This window comes from Pectobacterium cacticida, assembly GCF_036885195.1.
GTDB classification, from domain to species: domain Bacteria; phylum Pseudomonadota; class Gammaproteobacteria; order Enterobacterales; family Enterobacteriaceae; genus Pectobacterium; species Pectobacterium cacticida.
Window position 1 is genome coordinate 2,677,232 of sequence record NZ_CP133656.1, and the last position, 25,343, is coordinate 2,702,574.

24 protein-coding genes are annotated in these 25,343 nt (G+C 52.9%); 8 read left to right on the top strand and 16 right to left on the bottom strand.

Annotation, left to right across the window (positions count from 1 at the left end):
* Positions 1–17 precede the first annotated feature (17 nt).
* The 6 genes from odhB to sdhC form a co-directional block, all read right to left on the bottom strand.
* On the bottom strand, positions 18–1,244 hold the full coding sequence (odhB, locus tag RFN81_RS12370) for a 2-oxoglutarate dehydrogenase complex dihydrolipoyllysine-residue succinyltransferase (RefSeq protein ID WP_264496129.1): 1,227 nt from the start codon (positions 1,242–1,244) through the stop codon (positions 18–20).
* A 15-nt stretch (positions 1,245–1,259) separates the two neighbouring features.
* On the bottom strand, positions 1,260–4,067 hold the full coding sequence (gene sucA, locus RFN81_RS12375; protein WP_264498957.1) for a 2-oxoglutarate dehydrogenase E1 component: 2,808 nt from the start codon (positions 4,065–4,067) through the stop codon (positions 1,260–1,262).
* 270 nt (positions 4,068–4,337) lie between these two features.
* Complete coding sequence (locus tag RFN81_RS12380) at positions 4,338–5,054, bottom strand: succinate dehydrogenase iron-sulfur subunit (protein WP_264496130.1); 717 nt, start codon at positions 5,052–5,054, stop codon at positions 4,338–4,340.
* 16 nt (positions 5,055–5,070) lie between these two features.
* A complete protein-coding gene (gene sdhA / locus RFN81_RS12385; protein ID WP_264496131.1) occupies positions 5,071–6,837 on the bottom strand; it encodes a succinate dehydrogenase flavoprotein subunit in 1,767 nt (588 codons plus the stop codon).
* Complete coding sequence (sdhD, locus tag RFN81_RS12390; RefSeq protein ID WP_264496132.1) at positions 6,837–7,184, bottom strand: succinate dehydrogenase membrane anchor subunit; 348 nt, start codon at positions 7,182–7,184, stop codon at positions 6,837–6,839. The genes sdhA and sdhD overlap by 1 nt, the downstream gene beginning before the upstream one ends.
* On the bottom strand, positions 7,178–7,567 hold the full coding sequence (gene sdhC / locus RFN81_RS12395) for a succinate dehydrogenase cytochrome b556 subunit (RefSeq protein ID WP_264496133.1): 390 nt from the start codon (positions 7,565–7,567) through the stop codon (positions 7,178–7,180). Before sdhC ends, sdhD begins: the two co-directional genes overlap by 7 nt.
* Positions 7,568–7,993: 426 nt before the next feature.
* Here sdhC and RFN81_RS12400 point away from each other — a divergent pair, with 426 nt between their 5' ends.
* Both RFN81_RS12400 and RFN81_RS12405 read left to right on the top strand, forming a co-directional pair.
* A complete protein-coding gene (locus RFN81_RS12400; RefSeq protein ID WP_264496134.1) occupies positions 7,994–8,179 on the top strand; it encodes a hypothetical protein in 186 nt (61 codons plus the stop codon).
* 51 nt (positions 8,180–8,230) lie between these two features.
* Positions 8,231–9,517 carry a citrate synthase gene (locus RFN81_RS12405; RefSeq protein WP_264496135.1) on the top strand — a complete coding sequence of 429 codons (1,287 nt, stop codon included), beginning with the start codon at positions 8,231–8,233 and terminating at the stop codon, positions 9,515–9,517.
* A 58-nt stretch (positions 9,518–9,575) separates the two neighbouring features.
* Here the strand turns inward: RFN81_RS12405 and nei are convergent, their stop codons facing one another.
* The 8 genes from nei to RFN81_RS12445 form a co-directional block, all read right to left on the bottom strand.
* A complete protein-coding gene (gene nei / locus RFN81_RS12410; RefSeq protein ID WP_264496136.1) occupies positions 9,576–10,367 on the bottom strand; it encodes an endonuclease VIII in 792 nt (263 codons plus the stop codon).
* A 49-nt stretch (positions 10,368–10,416) separates the two neighbouring features.
* Positions 10,417–11,064 carry a pyroglutamyl-peptidase I gene (gene pcp, locus RFN81_RS12415; protein WP_264496137.1) on the bottom strand — a complete coding sequence of 216 codons (648 nt, stop codon included), beginning with the start codon at positions 11,062–11,064 and terminating at the stop codon, positions 10,417–10,419.
* Between the two features lie 26 nt (positions 11,065–11,090).
* Positions 11,091–11,828, bottom strand: a complete 738-nt coding sequence (pxpA, locus tag RFN81_RS12420; RefSeq protein WP_264496138.1) for a 5-oxoprolinase subunit PxpA — start codon at positions 11,826–11,828, stop codon at positions 11,091–11,093.
* Positions 11,818–12,762 carry a 5-oxoprolinase subunit PxpC gene (gene pxpC, locus RFN81_RS12425; protein ID WP_264496139.1) on the bottom strand — a complete coding sequence of 315 codons (945 nt, stop codon included), beginning with the start codon at positions 12,760–12,762 and terminating at the stop codon, positions 11,818–11,820. The genes pxpA and pxpC overlap by 11 nt, the downstream gene beginning before the upstream one ends.
* Positions 12,756–13,409, bottom strand: coding sequence for a 5-oxoprolinase subunit PxpB (gene pxpB, locus RFN81_RS12430; RefSeq protein WP_264498958.1), 654 nt, complete (start codon positions 13,407–13,409; stop codon positions 12,756–12,758). Before pxpB ends, pxpC begins: the two co-directional genes overlap by 7 nt.
* Before the next feature lie 156 nt (positions 13,410–13,565).
* Positions 13,566–14,309: a type 2 GTP cyclohydrolase I gene (locus RFN81_RS12435; protein WP_264496140.1), complete on the bottom strand. Its 744-nt coding sequence runs from the start codon at positions 14,307–14,309 to the stop codon at positions 13,566–13,568.
* Entirely contained in the window at positions 14,302–15,762 is a 1,461-nt protein-coding gene (gene phrB / locus RFN81_RS12440) for a deoxyribodipyrimidine photo-lyase (protein ID WP_264496141.1), read from the bottom strand. Before phrB ends, RFN81_RS12435 begins: the two co-directional genes overlap by 8 nt.
* A gap of 18 nt (positions 15,763–15,780) precedes the next feature.
* Complete coding sequence (locus RFN81_RS12445; RefSeq protein WP_264496142.1) at positions 15,781–16,740, bottom strand: YbgA family protein; 960 nt, start codon at positions 16,738–16,740, stop codon at positions 15,781–15,783.
* A gap of 411 nt (positions 16,741–17,151) precedes the next feature.
* Between RFN81_RS12445 and RFN81_RS12450 the strand changes: the two genes are divergently transcribed.
* The 4 genes from RFN81_RS12450 (at position 17,152) to RFN81_RS12465 (ending at position 21,287) form a co-directional block, all read left to right on the top strand.
* Positions 17,152–17,844 (top strand): ABC transporter ATP-binding protein, encoded by a 693-nt coding sequence (locus RFN81_RS12450; protein WP_264498959.1) that lies wholly within the window; start codon positions 17,152–17,154, stop codon positions 17,842–17,844.
* A gap of 17 nt (positions 17,845–17,861) precedes the next feature.
* A complete protein-coding gene (locus RFN81_RS12455) occupies positions 17,862–18,842 on the top strand; it encodes an ABC transporter substrate-binding protein (protein WP_264496143.1) in 981 nt (326 codons plus the stop codon).
* A 199-nt stretch (positions 18,843–19,041) separates the two neighbouring features.
* The gene (locus RFN81_RS12460; protein ID WP_264496144.1) at positions 19,042–20,697 is read left to right on the top strand and encodes an ABC transporter permease; all 1,656 of its coding nucleotides are present in this window, start codon (positions 19,042–19,044) and stop codon (positions 20,695–20,697) included.
* 161 nt (positions 20,698–20,858) lie between these two features.
* Positions 20,859–21,287 (top strand): EamA family transporter, encoded by a 429-nt coding sequence (locus tag RFN81_RS12465; protein WP_264496145.1) that lies wholly within the window; start codon positions 20,859–20,861, stop codon positions 21,285–21,287.
* A gap of 201 nt (positions 21,288–21,488) precedes the next feature.
* Here RFN81_RS12465 and pgm read toward each other — a convergent pair whose 3' ends face one another.
* Complete coding sequence (gene pgm / locus RFN81_RS12470; protein WP_264496146.1) at positions 21,489–23,132, bottom strand: phosphoglucomutase (alpha-D-glucose-1,6-bisphosphate-dependent); 1,644 nt, start codon at positions 23,130–23,132, stop codon at positions 21,489–21,491.
* Positions 23,133–23,199: 67 nt separating this feature from the next.
* Positions 23,200–23,718: a replication initiation negative regulator SeqA gene (gene seqA, locus RFN81_RS12475; RefSeq protein ID WP_264496147.1), complete on the bottom strand. Its 519-nt coding sequence runs from the start codon at positions 23,716–23,718 to the stop codon at positions 23,200–23,202.
* 275 nt (positions 23,719–23,993) lie between these two features.
* On the opposite strand from seqA, the gene ybfF reads away from it, so the two are divergent.
* Both ybfF and ybfE read left to right on the top strand, forming a co-directional pair.
* Positions 23,994–24,761 (top strand): esterase, encoded by a 768-nt coding sequence (ybfF, locus tag RFN81_RS12480; protein WP_264496148.1) that lies wholly within the window; start codon positions 23,994–23,996, stop codon positions 24,759–24,761.
* 290 nt (positions 24,762–25,051) lie between these two features.
* Complete coding sequence (gene ybfE, locus RFN81_RS12485; RefSeq protein ID WP_264496149.1) at positions 25,052–25,336, top strand: LexA regulated protein; 285 nt, start codon at positions 25,052–25,054, stop codon at positions 25,334–25,336.
* The last annotated feature ends 7 nt before the right edge of the window (positions 25,337–25,343 follow it).

Here is a 25,343-nt window from a genome sequence, read left to right on the forward strand (position 1 = left end):
CCAAAATCACTGTTCGATTACACGTCTAACAATAGACGCGCCGGATCTTCCAGCATGTCTTTCACCGTCACCAGAAAGCCGACAGACTCACGACCGTCGACCAGACGGTGGTCGTAAGACAGCGCCAGATACATCATCGGCAGGATAACGACCTGGCCATCTACTGCCATAGGGCGATCTTTAATTGCATGCATTCCCAAGATCGCACTTTGAGGCGGATTGATGATTGGCGTTGACATCAGCGAGCCAAAAACGCCCCCGTTGGTGATCGTAAAGTTGCCGCCCAGCAGTTCTTCGACCGTCAGTTTGCCATCGCGGCCTTTCACGGCCAGTTCTTTGATGCGCTTTTCGATGTCAGCCATGCCTAGCGCGTCCACATCGCGCAATACCGGGGTAACCAAACCACGCGGGGTGGAGACCGCAATACTGACATCGAAATAGTTGTGATAAACCACGTCTTCGCCATCAATAGACGCATTCACTTCAGGGTAACGTTTCAGCGCTTCGACGACGGCTTTAATATAGAAAGACATGAAACCCAGGCGCACGCCATGACGCTTTTCAAAGGCTTCACCATATTGTTTGCGCAAATCCATAATGGGTTTCATGTTGACTTCGTTGAACGTCGTCAACATCGCCGTGCTATTTTTCGCTTCCAGCAAACGTTCGGCGACGCGCTTACGTAACCGCGTCATCGGAACGCGTTTTTCACTACGCGCGCCCAACGCGGGGGCAGGCGTCGCTACGGATTCTTCAGATGTACTTGACTCACCAGCCGCCTTTTTATGCGCGGCTAAATGTTTGTCCACGTCTTCACGAGTAATACGCCCACCGACCCCACTGCCTTTGATCGCTGACGCATCCAGATCGTGCTCGGCAATCAGTCGACGAATCGCCGGACTGAGTGCGTCGCTGCTCTCTTCTTCCAGACCGGCGGTATAACGTTGCGCCGGTGTAGATTCTTTACTCTGTGATTTCTCACTGGTTTCTTGACCGGAGCTATCACCACGACGAATACGTCCCAGTAACTGTCGAGACGTCACCGTTGCGCCTTCTTCTTCCAACACCGCATCTAAAATGCCCGCTTCTGAGGCCGGGACTTCCAGCACCACTTTATCAGTCTCGATCTCAACCAGCACGTCGTCACGTTCAACGCTATCACCGGGTTTTTTATGCCAGGTAGCAACCGTGGCGTCGGCAACGGATTCTGGCAGATCGGGTACATGAATATCTACGCTACTCATTATCTATCCTTTTATTTAATCAACGTTCAGCGCGTCATCAACCAGAGCTTTCTGCTGTTTCTGGTGTACGGACATATAGCCAACGGCAGGTGAGGCAGACGCCGGACGCCCGGCATAACGTAAAGACGCCCCAAACGGAATGACTTCACGGAAATGGTGCTGACTGCAATACCAGGATCCCTGATTCAGCGGTTCTTCCTGGCACCATACGAAATCGTGGACATGGGCAAAAGGCTCCAGTACCGCCTGAACAGCCTGATGCGGGAACGGATAAAGTTGCTCGATACGCACGATCGCAACATCTTTTTGCTCATTCTTACGGCGCTGCTCCAGCAAATCATAATAAACCTTACCAGAACAAAGCACGACGCGCTTCACGGCAGCCGGATCCAACGCTTCTATTTCACCAATTGCGGGCTGGAAGGAACCATTCGCCAGCTCTTCCAGTGAAGAAACCGCCCGCGGATGGCGCAAGAGGGATTTCGGCGACATGACCACCAGCGGACGACGCATTCCACGTAGCGCCTGACGGCGCAGCATGTGATACACCTGAGCTGGCGTTGACGGAATACAAACCTGCATATTTTGCTCCGCGCACAATTGAAGATATCGCTCCAATCTGGCGGAGGAGTGCTCTGGCCCCTGGCCTTCGTAACCATGCGGCAACAGCATTACCAATCCGCACATCCGGCCCCACTTCTGTTCACCGGAACTGATGAATTGGTCGATCACCACCTGGGCACCGTTCGCGAAGTCACCAAACTGCGCTTCCCAAATAGTCAACGTGCGCGGTTCTGCTGTCGCATAACCATATTCAAATGCCAGAACCGCTTCTTCAGATAACACAGAATCCCAGACGTTAAACGCGCCCTGCGCGTTATGCACATGATTTAATGGTGTGTAGCTGGAGCCATTTTTTTGATTATGCACGACGGCATGCCGGTGGAAGAACGTGCCACGACCGGTGTCCTCACCAGACAGGCGAATGGGGATTCCTTCATCAACCAACGTAGCATAGGCCAGCATTTCCGCTCCGCCCCAGTCGAACAGTTTGTTGCCAGCGGCCATTTCAGCGCGATCGGCATAAACTTTAGCGACTCGCGGATGAACCTCAATGCCTTCCGGTATTTCGCTGATACGCTTCGCCAGTTCCTGTAAACGCTTCATTTCCACTGCGTGTGGATAAGATTCATCCCACTCATGGTTCAGATATGGCGTCCAAGTGAAGGACTGCATATTCATTTCACGCCATTCTTCCACCACACATTCGCCAGAATCCAGTGCATCGCGGTATAGATTAACCATTTCGGTGGCGTCGCCCAACGTGACCACCTTCTCCTGCTCTAACCGATCGGCGTAGACTTTACGCGGCGTCGGATGCTTTTTGATTTTCTGATACATCATTGGCTGCGTAGCGCTAGGCTCATCAGCTTCATTATGCCCATGGCGGCGGTAACAGATAAGATCGACAAAGACATCACGTTTAAAGGTATTGCGGAAATCCAATGCCAGGCGCGTAACAAACGCCACCGCTTCCGGATCATCCGCATTAACGTGAAAAATCGGCGCCTGTACCATTTTGCCAATATCGGTACAGTATTCGGTAGAACGGATATCCAGCGGATGAGAAGTAGTAAAGCCGATGCGGTTATTGATGACAATCCGCAGCGTGCCGCCCACTTCATAGCCGCGCACCGTCGACATGTTCAACAATTCCTGCACCACTCCCTGACCGCTAATTGCCGCATCACCGTGAATGGTAATCGGCAACACTCGTGGACCACTCTGACTGTTCAGACGATCGAGGCGCGCTCGTACCGAACCGGTAACAACCGGACTGACGATCTCCAGATGCGATGGGTTGAACGCCAACGCTAAATGCACCAACCCGCCAGCGGTTTCAAATTCAGAGGAGAACCCCTGGTGATATTTCACATCGCCGGTGCCGAGATGTTCTTTATGCTTTCCGGAAAATTCGTCAAACAGATCCCGTGGCTTCTTACCCAATACGTTGACCAGGACATTAAGACGACCACGGTGCGCCATCCCCAAGACCACTTCGCGGGTGCCATTCGAGCCAGCATGACGAATCAGTTCTTTCAGCATTGGGACCAGCGCATCGCCGCCTTCCAGTGAGAAACGCTTGGCACCGGGATATTTGGCACCCAGATAACGTTCTAACCCTTCCGCCGCCGTGAGTTCTTTAAGGAAACGGCGTTTTTCTTCTACCGTAAAGGTATATTGCCCCGTTACCGACTCGATACGCTGTTGAATCCAGCGCTTCTCTTCCGTACTGGTGATGTGCATGTATTCCGCACCAACGGAACCACAATACGTACGCTTTAAAGCCGCATACAAATCTTTCAGTTTCATGGTGTCTTTGCCAGCGGCGAAGGACCCCACATTGAAGGATTCTTCCAAATCATCCTGCGTCAAGTTATGGTAGGCCAGATCCAGCTCGGCAACGGGTTCCTGAGGGCGCAGGAAAATCGGGTCCAGATTGGCTTGCTGATGACCACGAAAACGGAACGCATTGATCAGTTGCAACACCTTGACCTGCTTAGCGTCAATATCGGGGTCGGTGACTGACGAGGTAAAACGCGAGGTATCCTTTGCCAGGCGGCGGAAGTATTCACGCGTTTTAGAATGGAGTTGATCCGGTTTGACCCCACTCGTAGGCAATTGCTGGAAGATCGTGCGCCAGCTATGTTCGATCGAGTCAGGATCGGTTAAAAAATCTTCATAGAGTTGCTCTATGTAGGACTGATTCGCACCCGCCAAATAGGAGGAATCCAGCCAGGCCTTCATTGCGCCGTTCTGCATCATGATCCCTTAAGCTAATAAGCTTCAGTTTTCGCCGTGGTTAACATGTCATTCGTGCCTGTATATCGTCTTGATATAAACAGTTCATTTATCGAGCGTTAAGTCCCCAGAGCTTCTCTCGCTCCTAAGGAACCTTTAAAAACCGGTTCTGACGCGCAAGCCAGTTTTTAAAGGCTTCCTGTGCTCCCTCTGAAGCATAGAGACTTTAGAGGGAGACGCCTGTTTAACTACTTAATCTTTATGCGACAACATGTTGTTATTGGCACACGGTTATGCGCTGCGATGCAATAACATCGATTTAATATGCCCAATAGCCTTTGTCGGATTCAGCCCTTTCGGGCATACGTTAACGCAGTTCATAATGCCGTGGCAGCGGAAAACGCTAAACGCATCATCCAGATTGTCCAGGCGCGGTTGAGTTTCCGTATCGCGGCTGTCGATCAGGAAACGGTAAGCCGCCAGCAACCCCGCCGGCCCGACAAACTTGTCTGGGTTCCACCAAAACGATGGGCAGGACGTTGAACAGCAGGCGCACATGATACACTCGTATAATCCATCCAGCTTAGCACGTTGATCCGGCGATTGCAGATGCTCACGCGCGGGTGGATTTTTCCCATTATTCAACAGGTAAGGCTTTATTTTCTCATATTGAGCATAGAATTGCCCCATGTCTACAACCAAATCACGCACCACCGGTAATCCAGGTAAAGGACGGATAACAATCGGGCGGTTCCCTCGGCGTAGGGCGGAAACCGGGGTAATACAGGCCAACCCGTTTTTACCGTTCATATTCACACCATCAGATCCACACACGCCCTCACGGCAGGAACGCCGAAATGACAGCGTGGGATCCTGTTCCTTTAACAGGATCAGCGCATCCAACAGCATCATGTCGCGGCCTTCTTCCGCCTCTAATTGGTAATCCTGCATCCGCGGAGCATCGTCAACATCCGGGTTGTAACGATAAATAGAAAATTCGACTTTCATCGTTTGCTCTCCGCTATTAATAAGTGCGTACTTTGGGTGGGAACGCCGGACGCAATGTAGGCTGCATGTTGACCTTACGCCGCGTCATACTGTCGGTTTGCGGCAGATACAACGAATGGCATAGCCAATTCTCATCATCGCGTTCTGGATAGTCGAAGCGGCTGTGCGCGCCCCGGCTTTCGGTACGGAAGTTGGCCGACACGGCTGTTGCGTAGGCGGTTTCCATCAAGTTATCCAGTTCCAGACACTCAATACGCTGGGTGTTAAATTCGCTTGAAGTGTCATCCAGACGCGCATTTTTCAGGCGTTCACGAATGACTTTCAGCTCTTCTAACCCTTTCGCCATCGCTTCGCCTTCACGGAACACGGAGAAGTTGTGCTGCATACAAGATTGGAGCGCTTTACGAATTTCGACCGGATCTTCTCCGGAACGGGTGTTATTCCAGCGATTCAGACGATCGAGCGATGCCTCAATATCTGAGTCGCTGGCATCGCGGCTTACGCCCTGTTCTTCTAATGATTCCTGTAAATGCATTCCTGCCGAGCGGCCAAAAACCACCAGATCCAGCAGAGAGTTGCCGCCCAGACGGTTAGCGCCATGAACCGAGACACAGGCGATTTCACCCACAGCAAACAGCCCAGGGATCACGACATCCTCGCCTTTGTCATTCACCGTTAGCGCCTGACCGCTGACTTTGGTCGGAATACCGCCCATCATATAGTGGCAGGTTGGAATAACCGGTATCGGCTCTTTCACCGGATCGACGTGAGCAAATGTGCGAGACAGCTCCAAAATGCCCGGCAGACGGGATTCCAGAACGTCTTTACCCAGATGATCCAACTTCAGCTTGGCGTGTGGCCCCCACGGGCCTTCACAACCGCGGCCTTCGCGAATCTCGATCATAATGGAACGGGCGACCACGTCGCGTCCGGCCAAATCTTTCGCGTTTGGCGCGTAACGTTCCATGAAGCGTTCACCATGTTTATTCAGCAAATAGCCGCCTTCACCACGGCACCCTTCGGTGACCAGCACACCCGCCCCCGCGATTCCAGTAGGATGGAACTGCCACATTTCCATATCCTGAAGCGGAACACCGGCACGCAATGCCATACCAACGCCATCACCGGTATTAATGTGCGCATTGGTTGTCGACTGATAAATTCGACCCGCTCCGCCGGTCGCCAGCACGGTCGCTTTCGCTTTGAAGTAGACGACCTCCCCCGTTTCGATACAGATCGCCGTACATCCAACGACTGCGCCATCCTGATTTTTCACCAGATCGAGGGCGTACCATTCGGAGAAAATCGTCGTATGGTTTTTCAGGTTCTGCTGATACAACGTATGCAATAACGCGTGACCAGTACGGTCAGCGGCAGCAGCAGTACGCGCGGCCTGCTCGCCGCCAAAATTCTTCGATTGCCCGCCAAACGGGCGCTGATAAATGCGGCCATCGTCCAGACGGGAAAACGGTAATCCCATGTGTTCCAGCTCTAGAATCGCTTCCGGGCCAGTTTTACACATATATTCAATGGCATCCTGATCGCCAATATAATCTGACCCTTTTACGGTGTCATACATATGCCATTCCCAGTTGTCCTCGTGAGTGTTACCCAACGCAACGGTAATACCGCCTTGCGCGGACACGGTGTGAGAACGCGTTGGAAACACTTTCGATAGCAGGGCACAGGACGAACCCATTTGGGAGATTTGCAATGCGGCGCGCATACCTGCGCCGCCTGCGCCAACCACCACGGCATCAAACTCTCTGACTGGCAAATTCATCACGCCCCCCACACCACAATAGTTCCATAAATGACATACACCAACAACGCGACGACAATCGCTAACTGTAAGATCAGGCGTAAGGCCAGCGGTTTAATGTAGTCGGTCAACACTTGCCACATCCCTATCCAGGCATGGACCAGAATGGAAAATAACGTTAACAGCGTGAATACTTTAGTGAGGGCCAGCGAAAAAAAACCACGCCAAATCTCATACGTAATGTCACCCGCTATAGCGATAAAGGCAGTAATATAAATGACATAAAGGAAGATGACGATGGCGGAAGCGCGAATAAGTAACCAATCGTGTACACCATTGCGTCCTAATGCAGAAGCATTGCTTACCATACGAGGACTCCAGCCAAAATTGAAAGCACGACAGTAATAACAAAGGAGAGCGTTGCAGAACGCTTACCGGTAGCAAGGTCTTCTTCTATATAGCCGAAATCCATCAATAGGTGACGTAAACCACCAATAATGTGATAGATGAGCGCAACGAGAATACCCCAAACGATGAACTTGACTATGATGCTGTCCAGCAGCGCCGCGACGCGAAGAAACCCTTCTTCTGAGGAAAGAGAAGTCCCTAACAGCCACAGTAAGATACCAATAGCAACAAAGGTGATAACGCCGGAGACGCGGTGAAGAATGGATGCTATCGCAGTAACGGGAAACTGGATCGTCTGCAATTCCAGATTGACAGGTCTTTGTTTTTTCACAGATTTGCCCACACAGCTTTTATTATTGTTTCTTCCTCCGGACCTGATGTGAGGTCAGACAGCATGAAAGTAGCAGCCCTTAAAGGGTGTGTGATACGCGCTCAAACCTCGACATTCCGCTGTCTAAACCGCGCATAGTCCCTTCATGCTGGGTGCTCCTACCGCAGGGTGATCCCGGAGACCTGAAAACAGTATAGGTATTTCACATTATCATTACAATTCCCACACAAACCGTTTGGTGACATTTACCCGGAACAGTGATTTAGATCACTAATTTCACAAACCGTACAAAATCAATTATCTAATTTGACAAATGTGAAACATTTAAATTACAAATAGGGGAATGAATTCCTCGCAATGTGTTAAAGCACACGGCGGTACTTCCACACTGGCGTAACTTATGTAACAGTGAGAATAGTCCACGTAAAGTCAGAGGTAATGGCTACAATCTATTCAGAGTGCGATTTTTACCTGGAGATTGTTAATTATCTGGAGATGGTCAATTACCTGAAGAACACATTTTTCATCCTGAAAGCGGCTATCCGCTTTACTCTGTACCCTATTGACTCACGTGTCACCACAGAGTTCCATCGGCCATTACTGTTGTCCGGTGCGCAGGCATGACGGTATATCTTCAGTAAAAATTTTAAAATTAGAGCGCTAAGGAGACTATAAATGGCTGATAAAAAAGCAATACTTACCCTAGACGGTAAGGATCCCATTGAGCTTGACGTCCTATCCGGCACGCTAGGGCATGATGAAATTGATATTCGGCCGCTCGGTTCAAAAGGCTACTTCACGTTTGATCCCGGTTTTACCTCTACCGCCTCTTGCGAATCAAAGATTACCTATATTGACGGCGATGAAGGCATCTTGCTGCATCGCGGTTTCCCCATAGACCAACTTGCTGAAAATTCGACTTATCTTGAAGTCTGTTACATTCTGCTGTACGGCGAAGCGCCAACGCCGGAACAATATGAAACCTTTAAAACCATCGTGACTCGCCACACGATGATCCATGAGCAAATTACTCGCTTGTTCCACGGATTTCGCCGCGATTCACACCCTATGGCGGTTTTATGCGGCGTCACGGGAGCTCTGGCGGCGTTTTATCATGATTCGCTGGATATTAGCATCGAACGCCACCGTGAAATTGCTGCCTATCGTCTGCTATCAAAAATGCCGACCGTTGCAGCGATGTGTTACAAATATTCACTGGGTCAACCCTTTGTTTACCCACGAAACAACCTGTCTTATGCCGGTAATTTCCTGCACATGATGTTCTCCACGCCTTGTGAAGAATACGTTGTGAACCCGATACTGGAACGCGCGATGGATCGCATTCTGATCCTGCATGCCGATCACGAGCAAAATGCCTCTACCTCAACCGTTCGGACCGCCGGTTCATCTGGCGCTAACCCGTTTGCGTGCATCGCCGCGGGTATCGCCTCATTATGGGGGCCGGCGCACGGTGGTGCGAACGAGGCGTGTCTGCGGATGTTGGAAGAGATTAGCAGCGTGGAACATATTCCGGCATTTATCAAACGCGCAAAAGATAAAAATGATGCTTTCCGACTAATGGGCTTTGGTCACCGCGTGTACAAGAACCACGACCCGCGTGCCAAGGTAATGCGTGAAACCTGCCATGAAGTGCTGAAAGAACTTGGCAGAAAAGACGACCTGCTAGAAGTGGCGATGGAGTTGGAGCGTATCGCGCTAAACGATCCCTATTTCATCGAGAAGAAACTGTATCCGAATGTGGACTTCTACTCTGGCATCATCTTGAAGGCCATGGGGATTCCATCCACCATGTTTACCGTTATCTTCGCGATGGCGCGCACCGTAGGGTGGATCGCGCACTGGAGTGAAATGCATGATGAAGGCATTAAAATAGCGCGTCCACGCCAGTTGTACACCGGCTACGACAGACGCGACTTCACCTCTCAGCTAAAACACGATTAAGAGTCAACATAGATAAAGGCCGGAATTTCCGGCCTTTATACTGTCTCAGCGAGGCAAATTATTGCTGGCACCGCGGGCACCAATAAAATGGGCGAGATGACAGCATCGTTTTTTCAATGATGCCGCCGCAGCGCTCACAGCGCTCCCCCGCACGATGAAAAACCTTGAATGAAAAAATCGCCCCGTGATGGCGGTTCTCATCAACCGCGCCTCGCGTACGGTAGGACAGCCGGGGAATGTCCAACAGCGCGTGACTCAACGTCTGCAACTGTTCCTCATTCAACTGTGCCGCAGTATGTCGCGGCGCCAACTGTGCCTGCCAGAGAATCTCGGCGCGCAGGTAATTCCCTAATCCAGCAAGAAAAGCCTGATCCAATAGCAGCCCAGCAAACTGACGACGACGAAAACGCGGGAGAAGCAAACGCGCAGATACCAGTTCTGGCGTCAGCGAGTCATCCAGAACATCAGGGCCGATACGTTGCAAGAAGGGATGGGTTGCCAGCGTATCCCGCGTCAGCATGGCAATATCCGATGCGCTATAGAGCAGAATGGCACGATCCTGCGTTTCCAGCCGAAGGCGCAAATCTCGCTTTGTCTCTGGCGAGTCACCGGCCTTCACCACGCGCCACACGCCATACAATTGGTTATGGCTATACAGCACCCGATCGTTACTAAAGTAAGTCAGCAGCGCCTTGCCACGCGTTTCAATCTGCCGCACCTGTTGCCCGATCAGTTCATTCTCGTAAGGCTTTAACGCGGGAAACGCAAACCAAACTCGCGTCAGCGTTTTGCCTACAATGGCCTCAACCAACTTATCGGCCGCCCGGCGAATTTCCGGCCCTTCCGGCATCTCCAACTCCCTTAAAATCAGACGCGCTATGATAGAGCAATCCACTCAACTAATGTAATGCCCCGCCAGTGACAGCGACATCAACCTGCTGAACCAGCACCTGCTTAATCATGACTTCCAGCGCCGCCGTCACTAACGACGTTGGCATACTGGGTTCACCGGGGTGTCGCGCGGCCTGTTCCGGCGCATAGGGAATATGAACAAATCCACCGCGAATGGCATCGCCCTGCTGATGCAGATGATGCAGAAGCCCATACATCACATGGTTACACACAAACGTCCCTGCGGTTTGCGACACAGACGCGGGGATACCGGCCGTGCGCAGTGCCTGCACCATCGCTTTTACCGGCAATGTCGAGAAATACGCCGCCGGCCCCGTTTCCACCACCGGCGTGTCAATCGGCTGGTTGCCGCGGTTATCCGCAATCCGGGCATCATTAATATTAATCGCGACACGCTCCACAGTAATATCAGCACGACCGCCCGCCTGCCCCAGCGCGATCACCACTTCCGGTTGCCATTCCGCTATCGCACGATAAAGCTGATCCAGTGACAAATCAAAGACGCACGATAAGCGGCAAGCCACCACACGCGCCCCGGCGACTTCTCGCTGATGGAGCCCTTTTACCGCTTCCCAAGAGGGATTAATCGTTTCATCTTCAAAAGGTTCAAACGCCGTAATTAAAACGGTTTTCATCGATTATCCCCGTGATACGAAATCATTTATGCCGCAACCACGGCTATTTGGTGTTCGCTAAAACAGTTGCGCAGCTTGCGGGCGAACAGCAGCGCATGTGGCCCATCCCCGTGAAGACACACGGTATCTGCTTGCACTTTTATCCACGTACCGTCAATGGCTCTGACGCGCTGGCGCTGAATCATTTCCAGCGCCTGCGCCAGCGCCAATTCATCGCTGTTAATCAGCGCCCCGGACTGAGAGCGTGGCACTAGCGTCCCATCGGGAAGGTAGCAGCGATCGGCGAACACTTCCTGACGGGTCTCTAATCCCAGCCGTTTGCCTGCGCGGATCAATTCGCTGCCTGCCAGCCCGACCAGACGCAACGCGGGATTAACGGCCTTCACTGCTTTAGCTATTGCATCGGCCAGCGCGGGTTCACTGGCCGCCTGATTGTAAAGCATACCATGCGGCTTTACATGGGACAGCCTCCCGCCTTCAGCAGCAACAATCGCCGCGAGCGCGCCCAGTTGATACACGACTTGCGCAAAGACAATTTCCACAGGCACCGTCATCGCTTTGCGGCCAAAATTTTCACGATCGAGAAAACTTGGATGGGCTCCCAATGCCACACCGTATCCCATTCCCCAACGGACCGACTGACGCATGGTTTGCGCATCACCGGCATGAAACCCGCACGCAATGTTGGCGGACGACACCAGCTTCAGCAGCGCTTCGTCATGCGGGCTTCCCTCCCCCAAATCGGCATTCAGATCAATAGTCATTCAGCCTCCACGCTAGTTGCTCAAGGTAACGCCGCTGGTCTTCGGCCGCTTTCTGCGCCTGCGCCAGCGTGCAACGGATAAAATGTATCGGTTCGCCCAGACGAATCTGCGCCAAATGAAACATGTCAGCGTCGATCACGCTGGCAATACGCGGATAACCGCCGGTGGTTTGCGCATCCGCCAACAGCACAATTGGATGCCCGTTGTGCGGAACCTGCACCACGCCCGGCAACAGCCCGTGCGATGGCAACTCGCGTGGCTTATTCCCCGACGATGCGGTTCGCTGTAGCTCTGCGCCCAACAGTCGATAGCCCATACGGTTACTCTGCGGACTCAATTGCCACGACGTTTGCCAAAACCGCGCCTGCGTCGCTTCGCTAAATTCCTGATACTCCGGCCCCGGTAATGCACGCACGCGATTGCCGAACAGTAACTGCTTAATGCCGACTTCGCCTGTCAGTTCACGCGTCGGCGTTCCCAGCGGAAGTTCATCGCCATCCATGAGCAAACGCCCGTTAAATCCGCCAAATCCAGCTTTTAAATCGGTACTGCGCGAACCTAGTGCTTCTGGGACATCCACCCCGCCAGACAGCGCCAGATAGCTGCGCATACCGTTGCGCGGCATACGCATTTTCAATGTTTGCCCCGGTTTCACAGCAAAACGCCAGCCGGTCCAGAGCGGCTTTCCATCGAGCTCAGCGTGACTGTCTGCGCCGGTTAACGCTATCCAGCGGGCTGACGTAAAAGTTGCCGTAAACTTACCCAGCGTAATTTCTAATGCCGCAGCATTTTCCTCGTTGCCCACCAACAGATTAGCCATTTTAAACGCAGGCAGATCGAGCGCGCCTGACTGGCTAATGCCTAAACGACGAAATCCCACGCGGCCGCCATCCTGCACTGACGTGTGCAATCCGGCATGGATAACTTTCAGCATATTCCCTCCCGCTGTGGCAAAAACCGAACATTATCGCCAGGACGTAGCAGCGTAGGGGGCATCGTTTGTGGGTTGAAAAGCGTCAACGCGGTACGCCCAATCAACTGCCAGCCACCCGGCGTCGCGAGCGGATAAATCCCTGTTTGCGCACCGCCAATCCCAACCGAACCGGCTGGAACACGCAGTCGGGGTTCGGCACGACGCGGCATGTGTAAAGTCTCATTCAATCCGCCAAGGTAGGCAAAACCCGGTTGAAACCCCAAAAAGTAAACCACGTATTGCACCGCCGTATGAGCCTCTACAACCTGACGCACAGTCAGGCCGCTGTGTGCGGCGACTTCAGTTAAATCTGGCCCTGCCTCCCCGCCATACACAACGGGAATCGTGATATTTCGCGGATCGAACACGCGTGATTCACTCTCTGCCCACCAGTGTTGTAAACGCTCAATGGCGACCTGCTCCTGTTGTGGGCTAGCCAACAACACCGTCAGATTGTTCATACCCGGAATCGCCTCCAGCACCGCTTCATGGCGGTTCAGACGCTCGGCAAGCCCCCATATCCGCTGCTGGCTCTCCAGCGACATGGGCGGTTCCAGTTCCAAAACGACCGCCCTCTCGCCCAGAAGATAACACCGTGCCTGTTGCAATCTTTCCTCCCACATTGCGTTCTTTCGTCGTGGTGAACAGGGCTAAATGATAAGCGCTGCTTACCGATAGGTTTTCTTATTAAGAGTTAAGCAACAATGATGCCAATAGCAAAAAAAACGGCCCTATTCTTGCTCGGCACGCCCCTGCTCACCCCGTCACGCCGGATTAGGAATATCAATAAATATCACGTCAAAACCATATTGTTCTGCTAACCATTCCCCTAATGCCTGAACACCGCCGCGTTCGGTCGCATGATGCCCGGCAGCGAAGAAGTGCACCCCCATTTCGCGAGCGATGTGGATCGTTTGCTCAGACACTTCACCGGTAATAAACGCATCAACGCCAAAACGGGCCGCCTGCTCGATAAAACTCTGCCCCCCGCCGGTACACCAGGCTACGCGCTGTATCTGTTGCGGTGCATTATCCCCACAATGCAGCACACGCCGCCCCAAACGCTTTTCCACACGGCGACAAAAAGCATCCGCCGTCATGGGATGCGCCAACTCACCGTACGGCACCAGCGGATCGATCATCCCCTGCGTTTGAATTTCCAGCAGTGCCGCCAAGCGGGCATTGTTTCCTAATTCAGGGTGTGCATCTAACGGCAGATGGTAACCATAGAGATTGATATCATTTAGCAGTAATGTTTTCAGTCGGTTACGCTTCATCCCACAGACAATCTGCGGTTCATTCTTCCAAAAGTAACCGTGGTGAACCAGAATCGCATCGGCCTGCTTTGCGACGGCGGCATCCAATAGCGCCTGAGAGGCGGTAACGCCCGTCACAATTCGTTTTACCTCTTCTCGCCCCTCAACCTGCAAACCGTTCGGTGCATAGTCCTGAAAACACGCTGAATTCAGTTTTTCGTTAATCACGCTTTCCAATTCTGTATTACGCATACTTACTTTTCTCTTCACTATCGTTATTCATGCCACTATTTTTTGCCGCTTCAAACGCCGCCAGCGTATTCTGGCGCGCCGTTTTGTGCTCGACGATGGGCAGCGGATAATCCAGTTTATACTGGTGTTTGTCAGCCCAGCGATGGGGATGGTGAATATCGCTATCCGGCACCGCTGCCAGTTCAGGTAACCAGCGGCGAATAAAGCGGCCTTCAGGATCGAATCGCTCCCCCTGCGTGGTCGGGTTAAAAATGCGAAAATAAGGCGCCGCATCCGTTCCTGTGGATGCCGCCCACTGCCAGCCGCCGTTGTTAGCCGCCAAATCGCCATCCAACAATTGCGACATAAAGTAGCGCTCCCCTTCACGCCAATCGATCAGTAAATCCTTAACGAGAAAACTGGCGCAGATCATACGCAGACGATTATGCATCCAGCCTGTTTCATTCAATTGCCGCATCGCGGCATCTACGATCGGATAGCCGGTTTTACCCTGCTGCCAGGCGGCTAAATCCGCTGGCGCGTTTCGCCATTCCACCCGCTGTGTCCATGCGATGAACGGCTGATGTTGACACAGGCGTGGCCAGGCCACGATAAGATGCCGGTAAAATTCACGCCAAACCAGTTCGCTAAACCAGATAAACGCCCCGCTGTCACGCCGTTCCAGCACATCGGGGCATTCGGTACGTAGTCGGTTAACACATTGACGCGGCGATAGGACACCCAAAGCCAGATAGGGCGACAATTTGCTGGTGCCGGACAACGCCGGGAAGTCCCGCTGCCGAGCGTAATCCTGTACCTGCTCGCGGCAAAAACGGCGCAGTTGCTGCAACGCCGCACGCTCACCACAGGGGAAGGCAGCGCCATCTACTTCGCGCTGCGGATAACTGAAGGTAATGCAGGCCAGCGTATGGATCGGTTCGCCGCGTGCGTCCGGTGCTGGAACACAGGAGGTGTCCGTCGCCAATAATCGCTGGATAAACGCCTGACGAAATGGCGTGAACACTTTATACATCTCGCCACTGCCCGTTAGCACACTGCCCGGCGGCAGCAACAGGCTGTCATGATAAGCGTGACACGCCACACGATCGGCGAGCCGATCGCTCACCTGCTTATCACGTAGGCGCTCGTTAACCTCATATTGGTAGTTATAGAAAAGATCGGTGGCCTGCTGTCGTGCGCAAAACGCGATCAGCCAGTCAACCGCTGCGGCAAAGTCAGTACTTTCGTGGTAATGCAACGGGATGCCCTTCTCGGCCAGCGCTTGCTGAACCGCCAGCAGATTTTGCAATAGAAAGGTCGCCTGACGCGGTGCCATATCGTGCCGAGCCCACTGTGTCGGCGTCGCGATAAAGACGGCCAGCACGGTGGCATGTGGATCCTGACAGGCCGAGTACAGCGCCAGATTATCGGTAATGCGTAAGTCATTGCGCAGCCAAACAACGTGCGTGGTCATGAAATACCTCGGCTTAAGCTAGTTTCCATCGCACAGGCGCAACGTTTCCAGATAGGGTGAAAAATAACGTTGCTGCGCCAGATAGGCGTCGGGATATTGCGCCATGTACTGCCTTAGCAAGGCGATCGGTGCCGATAGCGGTTGTAACCCCCGTCGATAACAATCAATGCGTTGCGCCAATTCCTGCCGCTGCTGTGTGTTTAACTGACGACGGAAGTAACCCTGTACATGCATCAGCACATTAGTATGATTGCGCCGTGTCGGCGGCGTCGATAACAGCGTCATCAGACGTGCGCGATATTCAATAACGTACTCTTCCAGCGATGCCCACCGATCAATCCTTGCAACGAATGGCCCCAGTTCACGGTATTGCGGCTGGGAATGCGCCAATAGCAGTAATTTATAGCGACTATGAAAGGCAATAAGCGCGCCGCGGCTCAGATCATGTTGCCAGAGCTGATTCAGTTCATGTAGCGCACACACACGTTCAATGAAATGTTCCCATACTTCGGGACGGCGCAGGTGCCTCTCCTCGCCGATCGGGAGCCACGGCATGTGCTGCGCCAACGCTCGTATAAAAAGATCCATCCCTTTTTTAGGCGCTTTTTTGGGCACACTATCACCACATGCCACATCCGCGCTGTCGTCCCCCGATGTTGTGTCACAGAGGATATACCCGCATAAGTGCCGAAGCTGGCCGATTTTTTCTGTGGAGAGTGCCGACGCATACTGCGTGACATGTTGCATCGCGCCCTGGCGCATACGCAGCCTAATTGGGCTTTCTCTGGTTCGTCTCTGCGTAGGCGATGAACGGAACACCGATCCCCCCAACGCTATTTCCGGGCTAACAGGTTCGAAACGTAGATAAGGCATCGCGGATTTCGTTGCCCCCTCCACATGCTTATTTCCGCCATCATCCTGTTCAGGGTCATCAAGCAAACTGCCGCTAAGGCCGACTGGAATGCGTATACGCGTCATGATTTCTCCTATCCCCATCATACTTGAGCGGCAAATGCGGTTACCTGTGTGAAAAGCTTTTGTTCAGCATAGCGGATTTCATCATCATTCTGTGTCGCTGTTGTGCAAAATAGAGTAATAAATCATAAGATTGATGGGTGATGCCACGCCAGTAAGGTATTTTTCCACGGATAAGAGACCGCCACCAACGCGTACGTGATGGCAGGCGTTTGCGCTGTCATCAAACCGCCTTATTCCTCCACTACAATTTTCGTTCCGATATAGAGTCCCAAAGAGGATACCCCATGTTTTTTCCCCTGCTTTACTGGCGGGATGCTTCGCTGCGGCCTTCCATCAGGCCGCCAGAAGACGCTCGTCCAATCAATCGATATCAGTGTGGATACCCCTTACCTGTATGGCGCGGAGGTGATGATGTCCACGAATGAACAGGTCGCGCCCGCCGCAATTACCATCGACAAGTTATCCCATGCATTTTCCGGGAAGACGGTACTCGATGACATCAGCCTCACGGTGCCGAAAGGTACTATCCTGGCGTTGTTGGGGCCGTCCGGTTGCGGCAAAAGCACGTTGCTAAAGTTATTGGCTGGGCTACTGCGGCCAGATGCAGGCACCATTCATTTTGGTGACCAACAGGTTGCCGGGCATCAGTTATCCCTCCCCCCTGAGCAACGTCATCTTGGCATGGTATTTCAGGACTATGCGCTGTGGCCACATATGACGGTGGCACAAAACGTCGCATTCCCACTACTGATGAGAAAAGTGCCGCGCGACATCCGTCGCCAACGGGTCGACGTTACCCTCAAGCGCGTAGGTCTGGCTGAGTTTGCCGATCGAAAACCAGCCGATTTATCCGGTGGTCAGCAGCAACGCGTCGCACTAGCACGCGCCATCATCGCGGAACCGCACATCCTGCTTTTTGATGAACCGCTATCCAACCTCGATCGGGATCTCCGCGAATCACTTTGCCAGGAGATGGCGTCACTCTTACGTCATCTTGGCACTACCGCCGTGTATGTCACTCACGATAGAGGCGAAGCCAAGATTTTGGCGCACCGTACTGTCCATATGTCGCAAGGCCATATTACTGATATCACCACACATTAACTTTGGGGAAAAATGCAATGAAAAACACACGATTTACCATGAACCAACGAGGCATCATTATGGGTATCGCTCTCTCATTAGCGGCTGTTGCAGGTAATGCACACGCTCTGACACTGTACACCGCCGGGCCGGGAGCACTGGCGAAAAAACTGGCCGCGGGTTATGAAAAGCAAACGGGCGTGAAAGTCGATGTTTTTCAGGCCACAACCGGTAAGGTCATGGCCAGACTGGAAGCCGAACAAGCCAACCCACGCGCAGATGTCCTGATTTCGGCCTCTTGGGATACGGCGACCGATTTGCAGCAGCGTGGCTGGCTGTTGGAATTCACGAGTCCCAATGCGGCCACCGTACCAGCACAGTTCAAAACGCCTTTCTACGTGGCACAGGGAATTTCCGCTCTGGGGATAGTCTGGAACAGTAAGAGCGGTACACCAGAACCCAAAGATTGGAACGATCTCACCCGGCCCGAATTTAAAGACAAGGTTACCACCCCCGATCCCGCGCTGTCCGGTGCCTCGCTCGATCTGTTAATTGGTTTGCAAAATGCAGAAAAAGAGAAAGCCTGGGACATGTTCGATCGCTTAAAAGCCAATGGCATGATCATCGCCGGTCCAAATGCGCAGGCTTTGACACCGGTTTTACAAGGCGCGAAAGCCGCCGTTTTTGGTGCCGTGGATTACGTTTCCTACGGCAGGATGGCATCTGGAGAATCGATCAAAGTGATTTTTCCGGCGAGCGGGACGGTCATTGCCCCGCGTCCGATGATGATCATGAAAAGCAGCAAAAACCCACAGCAGGCAAAAGATTTCATCAACTACATGTTATCGGATGAAGGCCAGAAAGCCGTGGCGGATGCCTGGCTGATGCCCGCACGTCAAGACATTGCCGCTAAACGCCCGCTGTTTAAAAACCTGACATTGCTGCCAGAAGGCGATAGCGCTTCAGCGTCTCGTGCTGCCGTGCTCAATCGCTTTGCCGCCCTATTTGGTCAGCGCTAAACCTGTTCAATCATGACATACCCTGGATAGTTCGAGCGGTAGGCCAAACGTTCGCGTTTTACATCACACGATATTCTTACGCAAAGAATTCATGAATCCATGGAGGGATTGAGCAACCCAGTGAGTGCCCATACCGCTTGAAATATAACGAGTATAGATAACGCCTTGCTGACGAACGTCAGCAAGGCTGGAGTATCCGATGGACAAGTTTGCTTTACTGCCGCTACTGACGGTCGCGGTGCTTTTTACCCTGGTTGGCATTCCCTTATTGTTTGTTGTACTACAGGCAATTTTCCCTGATTTAGGTTCAGGCTCTCTGGCAAACCCGTTTTCGGCATTTGCCGTTGTGTTTTCGCAAGTTCACCTGTTTGCATTGTTAAAAAATACATTACTGCTTGGCTTGGGTGTAGCCGGTTGTTGTGCGGTGATAGCCATTCCGCTCGGTGCGTTGCGTGGCTTATTTGCGCTGCCCTGGGCAAAATTTTGGGATTTGCTGTTCCTCATTCCTTTTTTAATTCCCCCCTACATCGCCGGACTGTCTTGGATGCTGGCGCTACAACCCAGAGGTTATGCAGAACAGATCCTCCCCATTGAACTGGGAGACGCCCTGTTCTCATTGCCCGGCATGGTGGGCATCATGACGCTAAACACCTTTCCGGTGGTTTATTTTGCCGTTTCACGCAGTATGGCTGCCAGCGGGAATCGCCTTGCCGATGTCGCTCGCGTGCACGGAGCTAGCGGCTGGCAGGCGTTTTTACGCATCACATTGCCGCTTTCTCTGCCGGCGACAGCGGCCAGCTTGCTTCTCGCCTTCACGCTGGCAATTGAGGAATATGGCATCCCCGCCGCACTCGGATCGCGAGCCGGTATTCAGGTACTGACGACCAATATTGAACAACGTCTGGCGGACTGGCCGATCGACCTCTCCGGTTCGGCGGTGCTCTCTTTGCTGCTCGTCGCTATCGCGCTCTGCGCCTTTACCCTACAGCGGGCGATGGTCGCCGGGAGTAATGTCGAAACCACCACTGGCAAACCCGCCGCCATTGTCACTCGCCCATTAGGCATATGGCGCTGGCCGGTATTAGTGCTGTTTAGTGTTGTCGGGCTGCTGGCCGTGGGGATCCCACTGGCCTCTATGCTGATTACGGCGTTCTCTGCCACCATTTCCAGCTCGATTTCGTGGCAAAATTTAACCTGGCAGCATTTCGCCATGTTGATCGATCGCAACAATGAAGCGTTTCCTGCATTGACGACCAGTCTGGGGTTGGCGGTCGGCAGCGCCTTACTGACAGGGATGATCGGTTTTCTTACCGCCTGGTTGGTGGTTGCCAAACGCATTCGGGGTGCCGCCATACTGGATGGATTATCAATACTACCCGCCGCGCTGCCGGGGATTGTAGTCGGAGTGGGCCTGATCCTTGCCTGGAACCAAAGCTTCTGGCCGATCACGCCTTATAACACCTGGGGAATTTTGCTGCTGTCGTACAGTTGCCTGTTGCTGCCCTATCCTGTGCGCTACAGCAGCGCGGCATTAGCGCAAATCGGCAGTAATCTGGAATCCGCAGCACGCGTGCACGGTGCTAACGCCATGGCAGCATTACGATTGATCGTTTTTCCGCTGGTCTTCCCCAGTCTGCTGGCAGCCATGATGTTGGTCTTTGCCGTCGCTTCCCGTGAATTAGTGACATCACTCTTGCTCTCACCTGCCGGCGTACAAACGGTATCCATTTTCGTTTGGCGTCAGTTTGAGCAAGGTTCCGTCGGCGCTGGCATGGCGATGGCGAGCGTCGCGGTGTTTATCAGCCTATCGGTGATGTTGCTGGCGTTACGGTTTCATGCGCGCAAAGCCCAGTAAGCGTCGAAAACTGAAATGACATCGCCTGGACATCGCCCTCTTTAACGAAAACCGCTATCGGTTATCGTTTTATGCCGTAAAATTACCGCACGGTATCAGGCGATGTCCGTAGAGATTTCCCCTGCGGTACGCACCTGCCATTTTTTCAGGGATTCGTTGTCATGAGTAGTTGGTTAATTTACGCCTTGCTGTCTGCGGTTTGCGCCGCGATGGTCGCCATCTTTGGCAAGATTGGTTTACAAAATTTGGATGCTAATACGGCGACCGCAATTCGTGCCGTTATCATGGCGCTTTTTTTAGTGGGCGTCGTGGTTGCTCAGGGTAAGCTGACGCTGGTCGGTGAGGTTATCGCCAATAAAAAAGCGCTGTTATTCATTGTGCTCAGCGGTGTCGCGGGCGCGTTGTCATGGCTGTTCTACTTTGTCGCGCTAAAGAACGGTAACGTCGCGCAGGTCGCCCCGATCGATAAACTCAGCGTCGTATTCGCCGTCATTCTGGCCTTCATATTGCTGGGAGAAAAAATTTCGCTGCTGGCTGGCGTCGGTGTTGCGCTGATTTCCGCAGGTGCGCTACTGGTCGCGTTGGGATAAACCTATTCTACAAAGGCTGCTGATAAAACCTCTGAGCGGTAGTAACGGATAGATCGTAAAGACGCTGTAAACACATCCCTGTGCGCTCGGATTGCGCCATCCCTGGCGCAAACGCTTTACTCTTCTATTCCGTTACTCCCGTTTTCATGCTGCGAATAGGTTTGTTAATCGTCTGAGGCGCTGCAAACAGCGCCTTTTCACTTATTTCGCCGTTGCGAGTACCGCACTGACAATCTCTACCGCTTCTTTCTCAATGCGCTCGCGGTGTTCCACCCCGAGGAAACTTTCGCAGTAAATCTTGTAAGCATCTTCCGTACCGGAAGGACGCGCGGCAAACCAGCCATTTTCCGTCATCACCTTCAGCCCGCCAATCGAGGCGCCATTACCCGGCGCGGCGGTCAGACGAGCCGTAATGGGATCGCCCGCCAGCGTGCTGGCCGACACCTGTTCCGGCGATAATTTGGACAGTGCGGCTTTTTGCGTCGACGTCGCGGAAGCCTGGATACGATTGTAGCTCGGCGCGCCAAAGCGCTGCGCCAGCGCATCATAGTGCTGCTGCGGATTTTTCCCCGTAACCGCCGTAATTTCCGCCGCCAGCAAACACAGAATGATACCGTCTTTGTCCGTCGACCACGGCGTACCATCAAAACGCAGGAACGACGCCCCCGCGCTCTCTTCGCCACCGAAACCCAGGCTACCGTCATGCAGGCCATCCACAAACCATTTAAAGCCCACCGGCACTTCCACCAGTTTGCGCCCCAAATCGGCGACCACGCGATCGATCATCGCGCTCGACACCAGCGTTTTACCGACCGCGACAGATTGCCCCCACTGTGGACGATGCTGGAACAGATAATCGATCGCCACCGCCAGATAGTGGTTCGGGTTCATTAGTCCTGCGGGTGTAACAATACCGTGACGGTCATAATCGGGATCGTTGGCAAACGCCAGATCAAATTTATCACGTAGCGCCAGCAAACCGGCCATAGCGAATGTTGACGAGCAGTCCATTCGAATCACGCCGTCGTGATCCAGCGACATAAAGCGGAATGTCTGATCGACTGCATCGTTCACCAGCGTCAGCTCAAGCTGGTAATGCTCGGCGATACGCTGCCAGTAGGCGATACCGGAACCCCCCAGCGGGTCGACACCCAGTTTCAGACCGGCACATTGAATCGCCGCCATGTCCACCACACTCGCCAGCCCTTCGACATACGGTTGAACCAGATCCTTTTCGTGGATATGTCCGCTTTTCCACGCCTGATCCAGCGTAATGCGTTTCACGTCACGCAGTTCATCCGCCAACAGGGCATTCGCTCGCTTCTCAATCACGCTGGTGAGGTTGGTATCTGCCGGGCCACCGTTTGGCGGATTATATTTAATGCCACCATCTTCCGGCGGGTTGTGAGACGGCGTGATCACAATGCCGTCCGCCAGCGCGCCGCCTTGACGGTTGTGAACCAAAATCGCGTTAGATACGGCAGGTGTCGGCGTAAAACCGTTATCCAACTGCACAATGACATCAACGCCATTGGCAGCCAACACTTCCAGAACGGAAATAAACGCCGGCTCGGAGAGTGCGTGGGTATCTTTACCCACATAGCACGGGCCGCTGATACCCTGTTTTTTACGCTCCTCAGCAATTGCTTGTACAATGGCCAGAATATGCGACTCATTAAAGCTATGACGTCCCGCACTACCGCGATGGCCCGAAGTGCCAAATTTCACCGCATGCGCGGCATTGCCCACTTCCGGGCGTAGCACATAATACTGTGACGTTAACTGTGCCACGTTAATCAAATCGCTCTGCTGGGCAGGATGTCCGGCCCTTGGGTGATTAGCCATTGGCGCTTCTCCCTAACGCTGTTGTTAGATAAGTAGTTGATATGTTAGATAACGAGTTGATGAATAATCAGATAGTTCCGCACACTTTCTCTGTCAGTTCCGCAGGGAACTGCATTGCCAGCATGATGTGTTCAACCATACTACGTTTACGCCCCGTATTGGTGTTGGTAATGACCCAGTATGGCGTGCCGGGGATGTGTTTGGGTTTCGTGTGTGTACCATGCTGGAGCAACGTTTGCTGATCGCCCGCGAAATAAATGCGAGTGCGACCATGAAGGGACTCCGTTGCGGCAGCAAATTCCTGCGGTGATAAGGTATATAACGTGGATAAAACCAGCATAAAGCGGTTGATCGCCTTATTCTGCTCCGCGTATTCATCCGAGAGCAACAGCTCGCGTAAAGTCCGGACCCGATCGCGCGGGCTTGGCGACACAGCAGACGGCGACGTTACCGCATTCTCCACCACAGGCTGACCAGCGGTAAATTTCAGCATACGTCGTAAAATATCCGATGCGCTCTCGCCGATATGCTGTGTGTGGCTGGCAATGTAACGATAAAGCTCTTCGTCGACTTCAATAGTTTTCATCTTTGTCCAGTGCTGTTTTCTTACCCATTTTCGTACCCGTTACAGGGACATCATCCTTCTGTAACCGATGCCTATGGGTAAATGACTCAAATCAAAAGGATTATACAGGCGTTCAACAATGATCGAACAGCGGCATAATGGGACAATAGCAAAAGTCAGACTTTGCCCCAATGCCTTTCATATCTCTTTCGCTCACGGCACCCATCCCTTTGGCGGCAACATTGATCCTGAAGTCATGATACCCTAAGCCCACGTCTCTCTGAATGAACTTCACCATGAAATTGAATCATCGCAGGCTTTATGCGCATCAGCCCACAAATAATCTCCCGATCGTCCTGATCCATGGCCTTTTCGGCACACTGGATAACCTTGGCGTATTAGGGCGGGATTTACAACATACGCATGACATCCTGCAAATCGATTTACGTAACCATGGCTTATCACCCCGTTCACCCCAGATGAACTATTCCGCAATGGCGCAGGATGTCATCACGCTACTTGATGAGCTCAATATCGCGCGCGTGAGCGTTATTGGTCACTCTATGGGCGGGAAAGTCGCGATGGCGCTCAGTGCCATGATTCCCGAACGGCTGGGCAAGTTGGTGGCGATTGATATTGCCCCCGTCGACTATCAGGTGCGTCGCCATGACACTATTTTCGCCGCGTTACGGGCTGTCACGGAAGCGGGCTTGTCATCACGTAGCGAAGCGGCAGCGCTCATGCGGCAGTATATAAAGGAAGAAGGCGTGATACAGTTTTTGCTGAAATCCTTCCAACACGGCGAGTGGCGCTTTAACGTACCGGTTCTGTGGGACGAGTACGACAATATTGTTGGCTGGCAAGAGATCCCTTCCTGGGATGGGCCAATATTGTTCATTCGTGGCGGCAATTCTCCTTATCTTGACGACCGCTACCGCGATGCGCTGTTACGCCAGTTCCCGGCGGCGCGTGCGCATGTCGTTAGCGGTGCCGGTCACTGGGTCCATTCGGAAAAGCCCGACGCGGTTTTGCGCGCCATCCACCGATTTCTGGACACGAACTAATCATTGATCCGTCCACGGGCGGATCAATGAGCTCGCCGGTAGTAAACCATTGTCGCCGCTGGCATAGCTAGGGTATGATGGCGCGCATTGGCGGCGGTAGAACGGTTGATTTAGCCGCAAGCATTGTAACCACATCACAAAATGCACGCTTTGTTTTTCCGACAGTTGCGCATTCTCAGAATCGTCACTCACCCCTTCTTTAAGAGGTGGAATGGGCATCGGTTTTAGACGTTGAACAAATCGGGTAGCGCGGTGTATTTGAGTTCGAATACCTTGCAGTATCATTACTTATGGCAAAAGAACAAACGGATCGCACCACACTGGATCTCTTCGCCGACGAGCGTCGTCCGGGTCGGCCCAAGACCAACCCGCTCACGCGCGATGAACAACTCAGAATTAACAAGCGGAATCAGTTACGTCGCGATAAAGTGCGAGGCCTGCGCCGAGTCGAATTAAAGATCAATAGTGACGCCGTCAATATCCTGAACAGCCTGGCTGAAGCGCGTAATATTAGCCGCAGCGAATTAATTGAAGAGATGCTATTGGCGCAATTAGCTGAACAGCAACGCGAATAGACAGAGG